Origin of the sequence: Azospirillum agricola, from assembly GCF_020005195.1 — a bacterium.
GTDB lineage: Bacteria > Pseudomonadota > Alphaproteobacteria > Azospirillales > Azospirillaceae > Azospirillum > Azospirillum agricola.
The window spans coordinates 2,778,616-2,795,456 of record NZ_JAIFZR010000005.1 but is presented as its reverse complement, the minus strand read 5'-3'; the positions used below and the strand labels follow the sequence as shown (position 1 = coordinate 2,795,456).

The 16,841-nt window shown below is 72.1% G+C and carries 12 protein-coding genes; 5 read left to right on the top strand and 7 right to left on the bottom strand.

Going from position 1 to position 16,841, the window contains the following annotated elements:
- Position 1 precedes the first annotated feature (1 nt).
- The 3 genes from pbpC to JN22_RS28240 all read left to right on the top strand — a co-directional run bounded on the left by pbpC (position 2) and on the right by JN22_RS28240 (position 4,510).
- The gene (gene pbpC / locus JN22_RS28250; protein ID WP_223677922.1) at positions 2 to 2,092 is read left to right on the top strand and encodes a penicillin-binding protein 1C; all 2,091 of its coding nucleotides are present in this window, start codon (positions 2 to 4) and stop codon (positions 2,090 to 2,092) included.
- 391 nt (positions 2,093 to 2,483) lie between these two features.
- A complete protein-coding gene (locus JN22_RS28245; RefSeq protein WP_143268515.1) occupies positions 2,484 to 2,903 on the top strand; it encodes a hypothetical protein in 420 nt (139 codons plus the stop codon).
- Positions 2,904 to 2,986: 83 nt separating this feature from the next.
- On the top strand, positions 2,987 to 4,510 hold the full coding sequence (locus JN22_RS28240) for a multicopper oxidase family protein (protein ID WP_085557040.1): 1,524 nt from the start codon (positions 2,987 to 2,989) through the stop codon (positions 4,508 to 4,510).
- Positions 4,511 to 4,514: 4 nt separating this feature from the next.
- Here the strand turns inward: JN22_RS28240 and JN22_RS28235 are convergent, their stop codons facing one another.
- The 5 genes from JN22_RS28235 to JN22_RS35280 all read right to left on the bottom strand — a co-directional run bounded on the left by JN22_RS28235 (position 4,515) and on the right by JN22_RS35280 (position 9,955).
- Positions 4,515 to 4,970 carry a cupin domain-containing protein gene (locus JN22_RS28235; RefSeq protein ID WP_085557039.1) on the bottom strand — a complete coding sequence of 152 codons (456 nt, stop codon included), beginning with the start codon at positions 4,968 to 4,970 and terminating at the stop codon, positions 4,515 to 4,517.
- A 42-nt stretch (positions 4,971 to 5,012) separates the two neighbouring features.
- The gene (locus JN22_RS28230; protein ID WP_085557038.1) at positions 5,013 to 5,228 is read right to left on the bottom strand and encodes a SlyX family protein; all 216 of its coding nucleotides are present in this window, start codon (positions 5,226 to 5,228) and stop codon (positions 5,013 to 5,015) included.
- Between the two features lie 117 nt (positions 5,229 to 5,345).
- A complete protein-coding gene (locus JN22_RS28225; protein WP_223677921.1) occupies positions 5,346 to 6,626 on the bottom strand; it encodes an Nramp family divalent metal transporter in 1,281 nt (426 codons plus the stop codon).
- A 282-nt stretch (positions 6,627 to 6,908) separates the two neighbouring features.
- A complete protein-coding gene (locus JN22_RS28220; RefSeq protein WP_085557036.1) occupies positions 6,909 to 9,131 on the bottom strand; it encodes a helicase-related protein in 2,223 nt (740 codons plus the stop codon).
- On the bottom strand, positions 9,128 to 9,955 hold the full coding sequence (locus tag JN22_RS35280) for a TrmH family RNA methyltransferase (RefSeq protein ID WP_085557035.1): 828 nt from the start codon (positions 9,953 to 9,955) through the stop codon (positions 9,128 to 9,130). Before JN22_RS35280 ends, JN22_RS28220 begins: the two co-directional genes overlap by 4 nt.
- A gap of 180 nt (positions 9,956 to 10,135) precedes the next feature.
- Here JN22_RS35280 and JN22_RS28210 point away from each other — a divergent pair, with 180 nt between their 5' ends.
- Positions 10,136 to 11,215, top strand: coding sequence for a patatin-like phospholipase family protein (locus JN22_RS28210; RefSeq protein ID WP_085557381.1), 1,080 nt, complete (start codon positions 10,136 to 10,138; stop codon positions 11,213 to 11,215).
- Position 11,216: 1 nt separating this feature from the next.
- On the opposite strand, the gene JN22_RS28205 is transcribed toward JN22_RS28210, so the two are convergent.
- Positions 11,217 to 14,345: an efflux RND transporter permease subunit gene (locus JN22_RS28205; protein ID WP_085557034.1), complete on the bottom strand. Its 3,129-nt coding sequence runs from the start codon at positions 14,343 to 14,345 to the stop codon at positions 11,217 to 11,219.
- A gap of 3 nt (positions 14,346 to 14,348) precedes the next feature.
- On the bottom strand, positions 14,349 to 15,536 hold the full coding sequence (locus JN22_RS28200; RefSeq protein WP_085557033.1) for an efflux RND transporter periplasmic adaptor subunit: 1,188 nt from the start codon (positions 15,534 to 15,536) through the stop codon (positions 14,349 to 14,351).
- Positions 15,537 to 15,794: 258 nt separating this feature from the next.
- On the opposite strand from JN22_RS28200, the gene JN22_RS28195 reads away from it, so the two are divergent.
- Positions 15,795 to 16,841 (top strand): lytic transglycosylase domain-containing protein, encoded by a 1,047-nt coding sequence (locus JN22_RS28195; protein WP_223677920.1) that lies wholly within the window; start codon positions 15,795 to 15,797, stop codon positions 16,839 to 16,841.

Below are 16,841 nucleotides of genomic sequence, written 5' to 3'. Positions count from 1 at the left end.
GTTGCGGGCGCGTCTGCGCAAACTCCTGACCGGCGCCCTGCCCATCGTTGCGGTGGGCGCCGCCGCGCTGGGGGCGCTGGCCGGGACGGCGCTCACCCTCGACGCGCTGTTCCCGCCGCCGCTCGCCCGGCTGGACGAGCTGTCGGTGACGGTGGCGGACCGTGGCGGCAAGCCGCTGCGCGTCTTCACCAACCGCGACGGGGCGTGGCGCCTGCCGGCGGTGGCCGGCGACGTGGCGCCGCTGTTCGTCGATCTGCTGATGGCCTACGAGGACCGCCGGTTCGAGAGCCATCCCGGCGTCGACCCGCTGGCGGTGCTGCGGGCGGTCGGGCAGAATCTCGGGGCCGGGCGCGTGGTGTCGGGTGCCTCGACCCTGACCATGCAGGTCGCCCGCCTGCTGGAGCCGCGTCCCCGCACCCTGTCGGCCAAGCTGATCGAGGCGGCGCGCGCGGCGCAGCTCGAATGGCGCTACGACAAGCGCGCGATCCTCGGCATGTACCTGACGCTCGCCCCCTATGGCGGCAACGTCGAGGGCATCCGCGCCGCCTCCCTGATGCTGTTCGGCAAGCCGCCGACCGAATTGGACGCCGCCGAGGCGGCGCTGCTGGTGGCCTTGCCCCAGGCGCCGTCGCGGCTGCGCGCCGACCGCTACCCGGAGCGGGCGCGGGCGGCGCGCGACAAGGTGCTCGACCGCGCCGTGCTGGCCGGCGTGCTGTCGGTGAAGGCGGCCGACGAGGCGAAGACGGAGCCGGTGCCGTCGCTCCGTCTGCCGCTCCCGGCCTCCGCTCCGCATCTTGCCGGGGCGCTGCGGGCGCAGCGGCCGGGCGAGCCGTTGGTGGCGACCACGCTGGACGGCGACCTCCAGCGCGCCGTCGAGTCGCTGGCCCGCCGCGAGGCCGCCACCCTGCACGAGCGCGCCGGGCTGGCGGTGCTGGTGGTGGACAACCGGACCCGCTCGGTCCTGGCGTATCTCGGCAGTTCCGACGCGCTCGACGAGCGGCGGCTGGGGCCGATCGACATGGTGCGGGCGGTGCGCTCGCCGGGGTCGGCGCTGAAGCCCTTCATCTACGGGCTGGGCTTCGACGACGGCATCATCCACCCGCTGACCCAGGTGGCCGACGTCTCCACCCGCTTCGGCGATTACGCGCCGCGCAACTTCGACCGTGGCTTCAACGGCGACCTGACCATCCAGGAGGCGTTGCAGCGCTCGCTGAACATCCCGGCCGTTCTGGTGCTCGACCGGGTCGGGCCGCTGCGCTTCGCCGACGCGCTGCGGCGGGTCGGCGCGCGGCTGGTGATGCCGGCCGGCACCACCGTTCCAGGGCTGCCGGTGGCGCTCGGCGGCGCCTCGATCAATCTGTGGGACATGGCGACGCTCTACGCGGGGCTGGCGCGCGAAGGGATGGTGGCGCCGCTGCGGGCGACCCCGGACGAGGGCGACGGGGTGGAGACGCGGCTGCTGTCGGCCTCCGCCGCCCAGCAGGTGCGCGCCATCCTGGAGGGCAGCCCGCCGCCGCCCGGCACGGTGCAGGCGCAGGAACTGCGGGGCAGCGGTCCCATAGCGCTGAAGACGGGGACCAGCTACGGCTTCCGCGACGCCTGGGCCTTCGGGGTGACGGAGCGCTACACGGTCGGCGTCTGGGCCGGGCGGCCGGACGGCACGCCGAGCCCCGACCGCTACGGCCGCAACACGGCGGCCCCGCTGCTCTTCCAGGTCTTCGACCTGCTGCCCCGCGACCGTGGACGTCCGGCCGGACCGATCGCCTCGGCGCCGCCGGCGGAGCTGCTGCGCCGGCTGCACGCCGGCAACCCGGCCCTGATGGACGGGCGGCAGCCCGACCGGCCGCGCCTGCTGTTTCCCAGCGGCGACATGGAGGTGGAGGCGCTCGGCCCCGACGGGCGGGGGGAACCGCTGACCCTGTCGGCGTCCGGCGGGCGGCGTCCGCTGTCCTGGCTGATCGACGGGCGGCGCATCGCCCTGTCGCCGATCGCCCGCGACGTGGTGTGGCGTCCGGACGGGCCGGGGCCGGTGCGGATCACGGTGCTCGACGCCGATGGCCGCAGCGACAGCGCGACCATCACCATCCAGTGACGGATTTTAGGAGGCTTGGCGGAATGGGTCGCGGGGCTGGGGCTGACTCGTCCGGCTCCACACCCGCGAGCGCACCCGCATCTGCTTCTGGCAATCGGCCGAGCAATAGAGCGGCGCCGGACCCCGCATGGATGGGCGGGAGAAGGGGCGGCCGCAGCAGGCGCAATGCAGTTGGCGGGCGTTGGGCTGGCCCTGGCGGGCGGTGACGGTCATGACGGGGGAACAGGGATTTGTTTCGGGTGACGGCCAATATAGGGGGGCTTTGTTGCAGTTCCATGCTCGCGAGGGCAGCTATGCCCATAAGGTTAATGGAGCTGGCGAAGGGGCTGGCCGGTTGACCGGTTCCGCCGTTCGACCTATCTGAAAGGCCGGAAGATCAGGACGACGCCGGATGCGGATCAAGGCTTGGAGAAGGCTGTGGCGGGAGATGCCGGCGCTGGTGGGGGCCATGCTGCTGGCTGTCCTGCTGTGGCCCGCCGCCGCCTCGGCCGCGCCCGCGCCGCACGCCGATCATCGCGAGGCGACCGGCGCGGCAACGGCGGGCCATCATTCCGGAACGGCCCAGGCCACGACGGCAAGCGTCCGGCCCGTGCTGTCCATGCCCGGTGCCGACGCGCCCTGCCACCATCGGCCGGATTCATCGCGTCCTCCCTGCTGCGCCGGACCCGCCTGCGTGTTCATGCATGTCGGAATCGCCGCCGAGGCCATGGCGATGGCGATGCCGTCCGGCCGGTCCAGCCCCCCGTCCGGCGTGGCGCTGCTGGAGGGCGAGGGCGTACCGCCGGACTTGCCGCCGCCCCGTCTGGGATGACGGACCGTTCCCCGCACCGTCCGGGGAATCGAGACCGGAGCCCCGCGCTCCGCCACATCCCATCGAGATTTCCGGAGTCCCTCATGACTCACGCGCTTTCCCGCCGCCGGCTGCTCGCCGCGGCGGCGGCCGGCGGCTGTGCCGCCCTGCTTCCCGTCTTTCCCCGCCAGGTCCTGGCCCAGGGCGCTCCGTTTCGCCTGACGGTCGAGCGCCGCACGCTGGAGGTGAAGGGCAAGCCCGCCACCGTCTTCGGCATCCGCCAGCCCAACGGCGCCGCCGGGCTGATGCTCGACCCCGGCCAGCCCTTCCGGGTCGATCTGACCAACAGGTCGGGCGAGGACACCATCATCCACTGGCACGGCCAGACCCCGCCCTACGCGCAGGACGGCGTCGCCGACGCCAACCGGCCGACCATCCCGGACGGAGCGACGCAGAGCTACGACTTCGCCGCGCGCTCCGGCACGCACTGGATGCACTCCCACCATGGCTTGCAGGAGCAGCGCCTGATGGCGGCTCCCCTGATCGTGCGGACCGCGGACGACCTGCGCGCCGACGAGCAGGAGGTGACGGTCCTGCTCCACGACTTCACCTTCCGCGACCCGGCGGACCTGTTGGCCGGCCTGACGGGCGGTGCCGCTCCTTCCGCCCATGGCGGCGGGCATGGGGCCGGCCCGACGGCGGCGGGCCACGCCTCGCACGCCATGCCGGCGCAGGGGGGCATGGCCGGGCATACCATGTCCGGTTCCGCTGGGCATGGCGGCGGTCATGGCGGCGGTCATGGGGACGGCGCGATGGCGATGGACCTCAACGACGTCGATTACGACGCCTACCTCGCCAACGACCGCACCCTCGCCGATCCGGAGGTGGTGCGGGTGGAGCGCGGCGGTCGGGTGCGGCTGCGCATCATCAACGGCGCGACCTCGACCGCCTTCCACATCGACCTCGGCGCCCTGACCGGACAGGTCGTCGCCGTGGACGGCACGCCGGTCCGTCCGGTGGAGGGGCGGCGCTTCGGGATGTCGATGGGCCAGCGGCTCGACATCCGCCTGACCCTTCCGTCCGGCGGCGGCGTCTTCCCCATACTGGCGCTGCGCGAGGGGGCGGTGGAACGCACCGGCATCCTGCTCGCCACACCCGGTGCGCCCGTGGCGAAGCTCGACGACCGCGCCGGCCGGCCGAGCGGGCCGCTCGACCTGTCGCTGGAAGCCGCTCTGACCGCCCTGGCGCCCTTGGCCGCGCGGCCGGCGGATCTCGTCCGTCGTGTGCGGCTGACCGGCTCGATGACGCCCTATGTCTGGACGCTGGACGACCGGGTCTTCGGCGAGCATGTCCCGCTGGAGGTCGCCAGGGGGCAGCGGGTGGAACTGACGCTGGAGAATGCGTCGGGCATGGCCCACCCGATGCACCTGCACGGCCATCATTTCCAGGTGGTCGGGCTGAACGGCAAGCCGCTGGCCGGGGCGGTGCGCGATACGGTGCTGGTGCCGGACGGCGCGGCCGTGACCGTCGCCTTCGACGCCGACAACCACGGCCGCTGGCCGCTGCACTGCCACAACCTTCTGCACATGGCGACCGGGATGATGACCGAGGTCGTCTACGGCGGCTGACCGGTCACCTCGGCAGGCGGTGGGGGCAGCCGGCGCTGCTGTCCTTCTCGCCCTTGTAGGTGGTCAGGGCGTGCGCGCCGCCCCTGCCGATGAAGGTCGCGGTGTAGACCAGCGGTTCGGTGTCGCTGGCGTTGCGCTGCTGGTGCCGGGTGTTCGGCGGAATCTCCACGACCACACCCGGTGCCAACGGCACGTCCGGGCGCTTGTCGATGGTCAGGTGTCCGGTGCCGCTCAGCACCTCCATGTACTCCACGATGTCGTGGGCATGGCGGTGGGCGTCATGGCCGGGCGGGACGGTCAGCTTCTCCACCATCCGCAGGGAGCCGGCCAGGCCAGGCACGGGGCCGGCCGGCATCAGCACGGTGCAGGACACGGCCATCGGGCGGGGCTCGGCGGCCGAGGCGCCGAAGGCCGGCAGGAGGATGATGGGCAGGGCGAGGAGGGCGGCGGGGCGTCGCATGCTGGGCTCGTCCGGTGTGGTCGGGGTGACGCGGCTGGGTGCTCAGTAGTGCGGCGGGGGGCGGTCGTCCTGGGGCGAGCGGCCCCCGCCGGATTCGACCTCGGCCAGCCGGTCACGCATCTGGCGGATGTGCAGCGTCAGCCGGTCGATGATCTGGCCCTGGCGGAACATGACCTCCGACATCTCCTCCGCCATGCGCTCGTGATGGGCAAGGCGGCTTTCCAGGTCGGTCAGGCGTTGTTCGAGGGCGGCATCCATGGCGCGGTGTCCGGTCGGCGGTGGCGGGGAGGGGGCCGCAGGATGGACCATTCCCCGCGTCAGGTCGAGCGCGCCGGGCCAAACCCTGTCATGCCTCCTGTCTCATGCCCCCGTCAGTCAGGCCATCGCGGAGGTTCCGGCCAGCCAGCCCGAGAGCGCCGTCAGCACGACCACCATGACGCTGGCGATCCGCAGGGTCAGCGGCGCCATCGCCAGCCCGCCCATCAGGCTGCGGTTGCGCAGCAGCAGCAGCATCGGCACCAGGATGAAGGGCAGGGTCAGCGCCAGGATCACCTGGCTCAGCACCAGCAGTTCGTCCGCCGACCCGTCGCCCGAACTCCACAGGATGCCAAGCGCCGGGATCAGCGAAGCGCCGCGGGTCACCAGCGCGCGGGTCAGCGGGCGCAGCCGCAGGTTCAGGAAGCCTTCGGTGACGATCTGCCCGGCCATCGTTCCGGTGGTGGTGGAGCTTTGCCCAGCGGCCAGCAGGGCGATGGCGAAGACCAGGGCGGCGGCCCCGCCGATGGTGCTGCCCAGCAGGGCGTGGGCGTCCTCGATGCCGGGCGCCGCGGCGTCCGGGGCGATGCCCTGGAAGGCGATGGCGGCGACCGCCAGGATCGAGCCGTTGACCAGACCGGCCAGCGCCAGGGCGCCCGACAGGTCGATCGTCAGCCAGCGGGCGGCGCGCTTGCGGTCGGCCTCGGTCGCCTCGGCGGCCAGCCGCGAGCGCACCAGGCCGGAGTGCAGGTACAGGTTGTGCGGCATCACGGTGGCGCCGATGATGCCCAGCGACAGGTACAGCATCTCCGGATCGCGGGCCAGGTCGATGGTCGGGACCAGGCCGGCCAGCAGGGCGCCGGGATCGGGCCTGGCCATCACCAGCTCCCAGCCGAAGCAGACGACGACCACGCTCATCAGCACGCCGACGACGATCTCCGGCGCCCGGCCGCGCGCGCCCGGCAGCGCCAGGATGGCGAAGGTGGCGACGGCGGCGATCACCACGCCGGCCAGGATCGGGATGCCGAACAGCAGCTTCAGCGCGATGGCGCTGCCCAGCAGCTCGGCCAGATCGGTGGCGATCATCGCCAGCTCCGACACCACCCAGACCACCATCGCCACCGGGCGCGGGAAGCGGTCGCGGATCAGGCGGGCCAGATCCTTGCCGGTCGCCAGCGTCAGCCGGACGATCAGGGTTTGCAGGAAGATGCCGGCGAGGCTGGCGATCAGCACCGCCGACAGCAGCGCGAAGCCGAAGCTGGCGCCGGCGGCGATGTCGGTGGCCCAGTTGCCCGGATCCATGTAGCCGACGGCGACGACGAAGCCCGGCCCCATCATCGTCCAGAAGCGGCGGGTCGGCAGGGGAGCGGCAGACTGCGCGGAGGGGGAGGGGGTGATCACGCCGGAAGCTCCTGAACGAACGGTCTTGGATCGTAATTCGGACTCGTAATTGCGATCAATTCTCAATCTGCCAGAGCAAGACATGGAGGTCCAATCGTGACTTCCAAGGGCAGCGATAGTTTCCTCCTATCCGTGCCCGCGCGCGGGGCTTCGCGAACGGGCGCCGGGGAGTGCGTTCAGAACAAGCTAGGGCGCGTTTGGTTCACGGCGAGGCGGTCATCATCCCCTTCCGTACAGCGTCGACCTTGGCGCAAGGCCAGCGGGGCCGGTCAGCGACACCGCTCAGCGGCGCCTTGGTCCGAAGCGCTTGCGCGGCGCGCCCCGGAAACCGGCGGCGGGTGGCGGTTCGCGCCGCCGCGCGCGCGACGCCAGCCTTTCCGACAGGCGCTGGCCGATGGCGTCGCGGGTGGAGCGCACGCGGTCGCGGTCGGGCAGGTTGCGGGGAAACTTGCGCGACGCCCAGAAATACAGGTCGCAGGCGCGCGACAGCCCCTCCAGCGCGTCGGCCTCCAGCCCGTCGAGCCGGGGCGGGATCAGCCGGCCGAGCGGCAGGGCCTCTCCCGATTCGATGGCGTCGAGGATGGCGGCGAAGGTGGCGGCGTCGGCGGAATCCTCCAGGTCGGCCGGGGCGAGCAGCAGGTCGAGCCGGTCGGCCAGCGCCAGCCGCCGGGCGTCGAGCAGCAGCGCCGCCCGGCGCAGCCCCGACAGGTCGGACAGCCGGAAGGGTGAGCCCGTCACCGTCGCGTCGGCGAAGCAATCGACCAGCAGCTTGGTCTCCCCGGTGCCGATGTGGGCGGCCAGCCGGGCGAGCATGGCGCGGGTCGGGCGGACGGCGAGCGGGGCGTCGGGGCGCAGCCGGTTGTCCGGGCGCTCCAGCAACTGGCGGAGCTGTCCCGGCGTGCCGCGCGCGACGACGCCGTAGAAGCCCTCCTCGAACTGGCCGAAGCGGCCGGCGCGGCCGGCGATCTGCTTGACCTCGGTGGCGGTCAGCGGGCGGACGGCGGTGCCGTCGAACTTCTCCAGCGCGGTGAACAGCACCCGGCGGCAGGGCAGGTTCAACCCCATGCCGATGGCGTCGGTCGCCACCACCACGTCGGCCTCGCCCGACAGGAAGCGCGCCGCCTCGCGCCGGCGGACGGCGGGGGCGAGCGCGCCGTAGACCGTCGCCACCGTCAGGCCGCGCGCCAGCAGCGTGTCGCGCACGGAATGGACCTCGCGCCGGGAGAAGGCGATCAGCGCGTCGCCCGGCTCGATGTCCGGCCAGTCCAGCCGCTGCTCCAGCGCGGTCAGCGGGGTCTTGCGGTCGAGCTCCACCACCTCCAGCGGTTCGCCGAGATAGGCGGCGGCGCGCTCGACCAGCGGACGCACCTCCGGCGCGCCGAGGATGTAGACGGTGTCTGCCGGCACCCCCATCAGCGCGGCGGTCCAGGCCCAGCCGCGGTCGGGATCGGCCAGCATCTGGATCTCGTCGATCACCGCGACCTCGACCGGGCGGTCGGGATCCATCACCTCGATGGTCGAGGCGGTGTGGCGGGCGCCGGGGGTGCGGATCTCCTCCTCGCCGGTGACCAGCGTGGTCGGGGTGCCCTCGGCGTTCAGGCGCTCCATCACCTCCAGCGCCAGCAGGCGCAGCGGGGCGAGGTAGACGCCGTCGCGGGCGGATTTCAGCGCGGCGATGGCGCGGTGCGTCTTGCCGGAGTTGGTCGGGCCGATGACCAGCACCAGCCGGCGGTTCAGGCCGCGCGCCACCGGGAACAGCCGTTCGAAATGGGCGAAGTCGAAATGGCGGTCGACGTAGGCGCGGCCGCGCGATTCCGCCCGCTCGCGGCGCCACAGATCGTGCTCGCGCTGCCAGCGGTCGAGCAGATCGTCGGCGTCGAAGCGGTTGCGCGCGGCGCGGCTCAGCCGGTCGCCGAAGGCGGCGAAGGTCCAGGCGTCGGGCGGCTCGCCGATCTCCTCGGCGTAGGCGCGCAGCGCGGCGGCGACGCGCGACAGGGAGTCGTCCAGCGCACCGGCCAGGGCCGGGTCGTTCTCCAGCCGGCTGGCGAGGGTACCGTCGTCGAGGTCGGCCAACTCCAGCGCGTCGAGGCTGCGGCTGGCCTGGAGGCGGACGGGCAGGGGCAGGCCGGGCCAGCGCAACTCGTCGGTGCGGACGGCGCGCACGCGGGTGCGGTCCTCGGCCGACAGCAGGGCGGTGCGGCTGTCGGCCAGCGCGCGGCGCCCCTGGGCCAGCAGGGCGTCGCGTCGCCGCGCGCGGTCGATGCGGCCCTGGATCTCCAGCAGGATCGCCGGGCGCCGGTCGGCGGGCACCAGCAGGTCGCGCTTGCCCTTGGGCAGCGGCAGGCCGAGCGGGACGAGGCCGCGCCCTTCCGCGTCGGTCATCCGCGCCAGACCGGCGGCGGCCAGCGTCGTCACCTCCGGGTGGGAGGACGCCAGGTCATGGACCAGATGCGGGTCGGCGGCGGGGGCTTCGTCCAGGGCGGGATCGGTGATGGGATCGGTCATCGGGCAAGTGTCCCATCGGGAGGGGGACTGGCGGCGAAATGGTGCAGGACGATGCCGCTGGTCGTCGCGACGTTCAGCGAATCGAAGCTTCCCGCCATCGGGATGCGCACCGTGCGGGCGCGGGCGAGCAGGGCGGCGGGCAAGCCCGGCCCCTCGGAGCCGAACAGCAGGGCGGCTCGCGGCGGCGGCGCCAGGGCGGCCAGCGTCTTGGCGCCGGAGGGGCTGAGCGCCACCGCCTGGAAGCCGGCGGCGTCGAGCAGGGCCAGCGGATCCTCGCCCGGCGTCAGCCTTGCGGTCGGGACCAGCAGGGTGGCGCCGACCGACACCCGGATGGCCTTGCGGTAGAACGGGTCGCAGCAGCCGGAATCGAGGATCACCCCGTCGGCCCCGAAGGCGGCGGCGTTGCGGAAGATGCCGCCGAGATTGTCGTGGTTGCCGATGCCGAACAGCAGGACGATCCGCGCCCGCTGTCCGGTCGCGGCCAGCAGGTCGGCGGCCGCCGGCATCGGTGCCTTCTCCCCCAGCGCCAGGATGCCCCGGTGCAGCGGGAAACCGGCGATGCGGTCGAGCACGGCTTGCGTCGCGGTGTAGACCGGCGTGCCCTGGGGCAGCTTGGCGAGCAGCGTGGCCAGCGCCTCGACCCGCTTGTCGGCGAGCAGCAGCGACAGCGCGCGATGGTGCCGGGCTTCCACGAGGCTGCGGACGACGACGGCGCCCTCGGCGATGAAGTGCCCGTCGCGCCCGACCAGATCGCGCTCGCGCACGTCGCGGTAGGCGGCGATGCGCGGATCGTCCGGGTCCTCGATGGGTATGATCGTCGGCACAGGTCGTCCAGTCGCGGCGTTGCGGGAAGGCCCATGCTTAGAGCATTCCGCCGGGGCTTTCCATGTTGTGGCCGTCCGCGCCGGTACCCGCCAGGGGCTCGGCCGAAGGTCGGGTCACCCTTGCCGTTGCCGTGGCGGGCGCTCATGTTGCAATGCAGCATCATCGTGGGGATCCGCATCATGGCGAAACTTGCGAAGCTCTGGAGCGCCCTGCGGCGCCGGTCGGGCGGCGCCGGGGCGACCGTTCCGGCTCTGCCGCACCCGACCCGCCTGCCCTCCCGCCCTCCCGTGACGGGGCCGACGAAGCGTCTGGCGCTCGCCCTCCAGGGCGGCGGGGCGCACGGCGCCTTCACCTGGGGTGTGCTCGACCGCCTGCTGGAGGAGGATATCGAGATCGCCGGCGTCAGCGGAGCGAGCGCCGGGGCGATGAACGCCGCCGTGCTGGTCCAGGGCTGGGCGCGCGGCGGCCGGGAGGGCGCGCGGGCGGAACTCGACCGCTTCTGGGAGCGGATCAGCGCCGCCGGACGGCTCGGCCCGATCCAGCCGGGGCTGAGCGCCTGGATGTTCGGCCGCTGGAACGTCGACCACACGCCGGGCACCCATCTGCTCGACTGGGCGCGCCGTTGGATCACGCCCTACCAGCTCCAGTCGGCCGACTTCCATCCCCTGCGCGCCCTGCTGGGCGAACTGATCGAGCCGGACCTGATCCGTTCGGCCGGGCTGCGGCTGTTCGTCAGCGCCACCAACGTGCGCAGCGGCGGGCTGACCCTGTTCGACGAGACGGAGGTCGGCGTCGATCATCTGCTGGCCTCGGCCTGCCTGCCTCACCTGTTCCGCGCGGTGCGCATCGACGGGCAGGATTACTGGGACGGCGGCTACATCGCCAACCCGGCGGTGTTCCCGCTGATCCGGGCCTGCCCCGGCGTGGATGTCGCGCTGGTGACGATCAACCCGCTGACCGTCCCCGACACGCCGGAGGACGCCGCCGGGATCGCGGCGCGCCTCAGCCAGATCACCTTCAACGCGCCGCTGGTGCGCGAGCTGCGGGCGCTGGCGGCCTACGGGGTCGAGTCCAACCTGCATCTGATCGACGCCGACGCGGAACTGCGCGACCTCGGCGTCTATTCGAAGATGATGACCGACTGGGCCTTCCTGTCCTGGCTGCGCGAGGCCGGACGCCGGGCCGGCGACCGCTGGCTGGAGAACAACTTCAACTCCGTCGGCGTGGAGTCGACGCTGCGGTCCCCCGCCTTCGTGTGAGTCACTCCGCCGGCCGGGCGCGGGCGTCCGGGTCCTTGTGGGCGAAACGACGCTTAAGACGGCGCGACAGCCCGTCGAGATAGCTGAGGATCACCGGCACCACCAGCAGCGTCAGGATGGTCGAGGAGATCAATCCGCCGATCACCGCGTGCGCCATCGGCGCCCGCTGCTGCGCGCCCTCGCCGATGCCGAGCGCCAGCGGGATCATGCCGAAGATCATCGCCATGGTGGTCATGACGATGGGGCGCAGGCGGATGATTCCGGCCTCGACGAGTGCGGCGCGCAGGTCGGCTCCCCTGGCGCGGGCCTGGTTGGCGAAATCGACCAGCAGGATGGCGTTCTTGGTCACCAGCCCCATCAGCATGATGAAGCCGATGGCGCTGAAGATGTTCAGCGTCGATCCGGCCACCAGCAGCCCGAGGAACACGCCGACCAGCGCCAGCGGCAGCGACGCCATGATCGCCAGCGGTTGCAGGAAGCTGCCGAACTGCGAGGCGAGGATCAGGTAGATCAGGATCACCGCCAGCGCGAGCGCCTGCGCCGCGTAGCCGCTGGTCTCGGCGATGTCCTTGGTCGAGCCGCCGAAGACGATGCGGTAGCCGGGTGGCAGTTCGATTCCGGCGATGGCCGCCTGCAACTCCCCGCCGGCGTCGCCCGCCGCGCGGCCCTGGACGTTGGCCGAGACGTTCACCTCGCGCTGGAGGTCGCGGCGGTTGATCTGCGAGGCGCCCAGCGTGGTGGAAACGCTGCTCACCTGCGACAGCGGCACCATGCGCGGCGTGCCGCTGGCGTCGGCCGACCCCGCCAGATAAATCCGGTCGAGGTCGGCGCGGCCGACGCGGTCGCCCTCCGGCAGGCGGACCAGCACGTCGTAGCTCTCGCCGTCGGGCGCCTTCCAACTCGACACCTTGTCGCCGGCGAAGAGCGGGCGCAGCGTGCTGGCCACCTTGGCGGTGCCGATGCCGAGGTCGCTCGCCAGATCGCGGTCGAGCCGGACCGACAGGGTGGGCTTGGCGGCCTTCAGGCTGCTGTCGACGTCGACGAAGCCACGGATGCCGGCCATGGCGTCGGCGACCCGCCGGGCGATGCGGTCGAGTTCGGCGATGTCACGGCCCTGCACCGACACCTGGATCTGCTTCTGCACCCCGCCGACGCCGGGGATGGCGATGCCGACGATCACGCCGGGGATCACCGCCATGCGGTCGCGCAGCAGCGGCGCCAGATCGTTGGGCGAGCGCCTGCGCTGGTCGATCGGCACGTAGCGGATGTAGACGCTGCCCCGGTTGCGGCCGACCGACACGCCGGTGTTCACCGTGGCGTAGGTGTAGGCGACCTCGGGGAATTCGCGGATCGCCGCCTCGACCTGCCGGACCTTGGCCGCCGTGTAGTCGAGCGAGGAGCCGACCGGCGCCTCGATCTCGACGATCTGCTCGCCGAGGTCGGCGGCCGGCGCGAACTCCACGCCGATGCGCGGCACCAGCGCGAAGCTGCCGACGAAGACGACGAGCGCGCCCAGCAGGACCACCCAGCGGTGGCGCAGGCTCCAGCCCAGCGCCCGGCCGTAGCCGTGCGACAGCGCGTCGAAGCCGCGCCCGAAGGCCCGCGCGAAGCGGCCGAAGAATCCCCGCCCGTGCCGGCCGTGGGCCGCCGGGTCGTACCAGACGCTCGACAGCATCGGGTCGAGCGTGAAGGACACGAACAGCGAGATCAGCACGGCGGCCGAGACGGTGACGCCGAATTGCAGGAAGAAGCGGCCGATGATGCCGCCCATGAAGGCGACCGGCAGGAACACCGCGACGATGGTCAGCGTCGTCGCCAGCACCGCCAAGCCGATCTCCGACGTGCCGTCGAGCGCCGCCTGCCGGTGGCCCTGGCCCTTGGCGAGGTGGCGCATGATGTTCTCGCGCACCACGATGGCGTCGTCGATCAGGATGCCGATGGCGAGCGACAGCGCCATCAGCGTCATGACGTTCAGCGTGAAGCCCAGCGCCGCCAGCACCCCGAAGGTGCCGAGCACGGCCACCGGCAGGGTCAGCGCGGTGATCACCGTGCTGCGCCAGGACCCGAGGAATAGCATGACGATCAGCACGGTCAGGACGCCGCCCTCGACCAGCGTCTTCTGCACGTTGTTCAGCGAGCCGGTGATGCCGCGCGAGCTGTCGCGCACGATCTCCAGGACGACGTCGGCGGGCAGGGCGCCGCCGGCCTGCTTCAACTCGGCGATGGCTGTGTAGAGGCCGCGCGCGACCTCCACCGTGTTGGCGCCCTGCACCTTGACGATATCGACGGCCAGCGCCGGAGCGCCGTTGAACAGCGCCAGCGAATCCTGCTCCTCCTGCCCGTCCACCACCTCGGCGACCTGACCGACGCGTACCGGCGCGCCGCCGCGCCGGGCGACGATGAGATCGAGGATCTGTCGGGGATCCTTCACCCGGCCGTCGACCTGGACGACGCGCTCGCTGCCGTTGCCCGACACGGTGCCGGCCGGCATGTCCTGGTTCTCGCCGGTGACGGCGCGGATCACCTCGTCGACGCCGACGGTCAGCGCCTCCAGCTTCTCCGGCCTCAGGCGCACCTGGATCTGGCGCTTCACCCCGCCGGCGATGGTCGCCTTGCCGACGCCGCGCACGTTCTGCAACCGCTTCAGGACGATCTGGTCGGTCAGCGTCGTCAGGTCGCGCAGGGGGCGGATGTCGGACTTCACCGCCAGCGACAGGATGGGCTGGTCGTCCGGGTTGAAGCGGGTGATCTGCGGATCCTTGACGTCCTCCTGGAAGGCGGCGCGGATCGCCGACACCTTCTCGCGCACGTCCTGCAACGCCTGGACGGAGGAGGTCTTCAGGTCGAACTCGGCGATCACCACCGACTGGCTCTCGTAGGAGCGCGAGGTCAGCGTCTTTATGCCGGCGATGGTGTTGACGGCGTCCTCGACCGGGCGGGTGACGTCGGTCTCCACCGTCTCCGGGCTGGCTCCGGGATATTGGGTGGAGACGACGACGACCGGGAAATCCACATTGGGAAACTGGTCCACGCCGAGGCGGTTGTAGGAGAACAGCCCGAGCACCATCAGCGCCACCATCATCATGGTGGCGAAGACCGGGTTATCGACGCTGATGCGGGTGATCGGCATGGCTCAGAGACTCCCGCCGCTTTCGGTCCCCAACACGGTGACGGGGCGGCCGGCGGCGAGGCCGGGCAGGTTGCCGGTGACGACGCGGTCGCCGGGCGCCAGCCCCTCCACCTGCACCAGATCGCCGCGCGACCAGACGCCGGTGCGGGTGACGGCGCGCCGCTCGGTGCGCCCGCCGGCGATCACCAGCGCGTAGTCGCCCTGCGCGTCGTGGCGGACGGCGACCGGGGGCAGGGCCAGCGCGTTCTCCGCCTCGGCGACCAGCGCCTCGCCGCTGGCGAACATGCCGCCGCGCAAGGCGCCATCGGCGTTGTCGAGGCTGACATAGACCGGGATGGCCCGGGAGCCTGCCCGCGCCATCGGGTTGATGCGGGCGATGGCGCCGACGAAGTCGCGCTCGCCGAAGCCCTCCACCCGCAGCCGCACCGTCTGGCCGGTCCTCAGCCGGGCGACGTCGTCGGCCGGGACGGTCGCCTCGACCTCGACCCGGCTGAGATCGACGACGGTGAAGAGCGCGGCGTTGACCGCGAGATTCTCCCCCGGATTGACCGAGCGCGTGGCGACCATGCCGTCGATCGGGCTGAGCACCACCGCGTCGCGCAGCGCCTTGCGCGCCAGCTCGACCTGGGCGGTCAGCGCGCCGACCTGGGCCTGCTGGACCTGGAAGCTGCTCTGCGCCTGATCGAGGTTGGTGTCCGAAACGATGTTCTTCTGGTGCAGGGCGATGTTCTTGGAGCGGGTCTTCTCCGCCAGCACGAGCTGCGCCCTGGCCCCCTCCAGGTTGCTGAGCTTCTCGTTGAGGCGGGCGGTGAGGTCGGCGGTGTCGAAGCGGGCGAGCACCTGCCCCTTGCGCACCGGCTGCCCCTCGCGGACGGTCACCTCGACCAGCCGGGCGGCGACCTCGGCCTTGACCGCCGACTGCTCCATCGGCGCCACCGAGCCGCTGAGCCGCACGGTGTCGGTCAGCCGGCGCGGCGCCATGCGCGTGACCTCCAGCCCGGCGAGTTCGACCGGGCGCTCGGCCGGCGGCGTGGCGGGCTGGGCGGTGGAGGCGGTTCCGCCGGCGCTCCCCATGCCGCGGGCCCGCCACAGGGCGCCGGCGGCGGCCAGCGCCACGATCAGCAGGACCAGCCACAGCCAGCGGAGACGGCGCGGGGCGGCGGGGGTGTCGGTGACGGTGGGCGCGGTCATGAAGGAGGGGTCCTGCTGTGGCGTCTTCAGTAAGAGCGGCAACGATGTTCCGTCAAGGTTCTCATCAATACAGACCTTCGAAATAAGAACCAATCTATGGAGATTTGCCGAAAATCCATATTGCGCCGACGATCATCACAGATGATTGACCTGGATCAGAGGAAACGGCCGTGTTGTCGCTTGACAGGGAACCTCTCTACACCGAAAAAGCGGCCTAACACTTTCGATCCCCCGCGCCAACAGCACGGAAAATCCCTCGTGGTCAAACGACATCTCGCGACGATCCCCGCCGCCGGTGCCTTGCTGTGCCTTGCTTTGGGGCTTGCCGGCTGCGCCTCCGAAGGGCCGCAGACGGTGGTTGCCCCGCCGGTCGAGACGGCCTTCGTGCCCGACCCCAAGGATCCGCTGGGCCGCTGGGCGCATCTGATCCGCGAGGCGTCCGAACGCTACGACATGCCGGAGAAGTGGATCCGCGCGGTCATGCAGCGCGAGAGCAACGGGCGCGCCACGGCGGCGAACGGCAAGCCGCTGACCAGCTCCGCCGGGGCGATCGGCCTGATGCAGGTGATGCCGGGAACCTACGAACTGATGCGCTGGCAGTACGGGCTGGGGCCGAACCCGGCCGACCCGCGTGACAACATCCTGGCCGGCACCGCCTATCTGCGCGAAATGTACGACCTGTTCGGCGCGCCGGGATTCCTGGCCGCCTACAACTGCGGCCCGGCCTGCTACGCCGGCCATCTTGCCGGCAAGCAGAAGCTGCCGCGCGAAACGCGGCAGTACATTGCGGCGCTGACCCCGGTGCTGCGCGGCTCCGCCCCGCGCGAGCCGTCGCAGTCGGCGGGCGCGTCCGCCATCGAGGTGGCGGTGGTTCCCAACGACGCGCCGAAGCCGACGCGGACGGCCGGAGAGGTCGTGGTCGCCCTGGCGCCGCCGCCGGCACCCGTGGAGAGCAGACCGGAGGCGTCGCCCGTGGCCGTCGCATCGGCCGCCGCTCCCGCCGCTGTCGTGGTCGAGCCGAAGCGGATGGATCCGAAGCCCGCCCCCGCTTCCTCCCCCGCGCCGGTGGTGGTCGCCAGCGCCGAACCGGCTCCGGCTCCGGCTCCGCGTGGCGCGCCGCGCCTCGGTCAGGCGCCGGCCCGCTCGGTGGAGGCGCAGGTTGCCGAGGCGCTGCTGACCCCCCAGGCTCTGGGCAGCAACCAGCGGGTGGTCATCCGCTTCGTGTCTCAGCGTCCCAACGGCTGCGGCAGTCTGAAGGGCAAGGACAAGATGTGCGTGACGGTGGCCAGCCGGGAAGGGATGTGA

Bases quoted from the DNA above. Each gene is read 5' to 3' on its own strand.
- JN22_RS28245 (WP_143268515.1), top strand. From the start codon at position 2,484: ATGCGGATCAAGGCTTGGAGAAGGCTGTGGCGGGAGATGCCGGCGCTG.
- JN22_RS28240 (WP_085557040.1), top strand. From the start codon at position 2,987: ATGACTCACGCGCTTTCCCGCCGCCGGCTGCTCGCCGCGGCGGCGGCC.
- JN22_RS28235 (WP_085557039.1), bottom strand. From the start codon at position 4,970: ATGCGACGCCCCGCCGCCCTCCTCGCCCTGCCCATCATCCTCCTGCCG.
- JN22_RS28230 (WP_085557038.1), bottom strand. From the start codon at position 5,228: ATGGATGCCGCCCTCGAACAACGCCTGACCGACCTGGAAAGCCGCCTT.
- JN22_RS28220 (WP_085557036.1), bottom strand. From the start codon at position 9,131: ATGACCGATCCCATCACCGATCCCGCCCTGGACGAAGCCCCCGCCGCC.
- JN22_RS28210 (WP_085557381.1), top strand. From the start codon at position 10,136: ATGGCGAAACTTGCGAAGCTCTGGAGCGCCCTGCGGCGCCGGTCGGGC.
- JN22_RS28205 (WP_085557034.1), bottom strand. From the start codon at position 14,345: ATGCCGATCACCCGCATCAGCGTCGATAACCCGGTCTTCGCCACCATG.
- JN22_RS28200 (WP_085557033.1), bottom strand. From the start codon at position 15,536: ATGACCGCGCCCACCGTCACCGACACCCCCGCCGCCCCGCGCCGTCTC.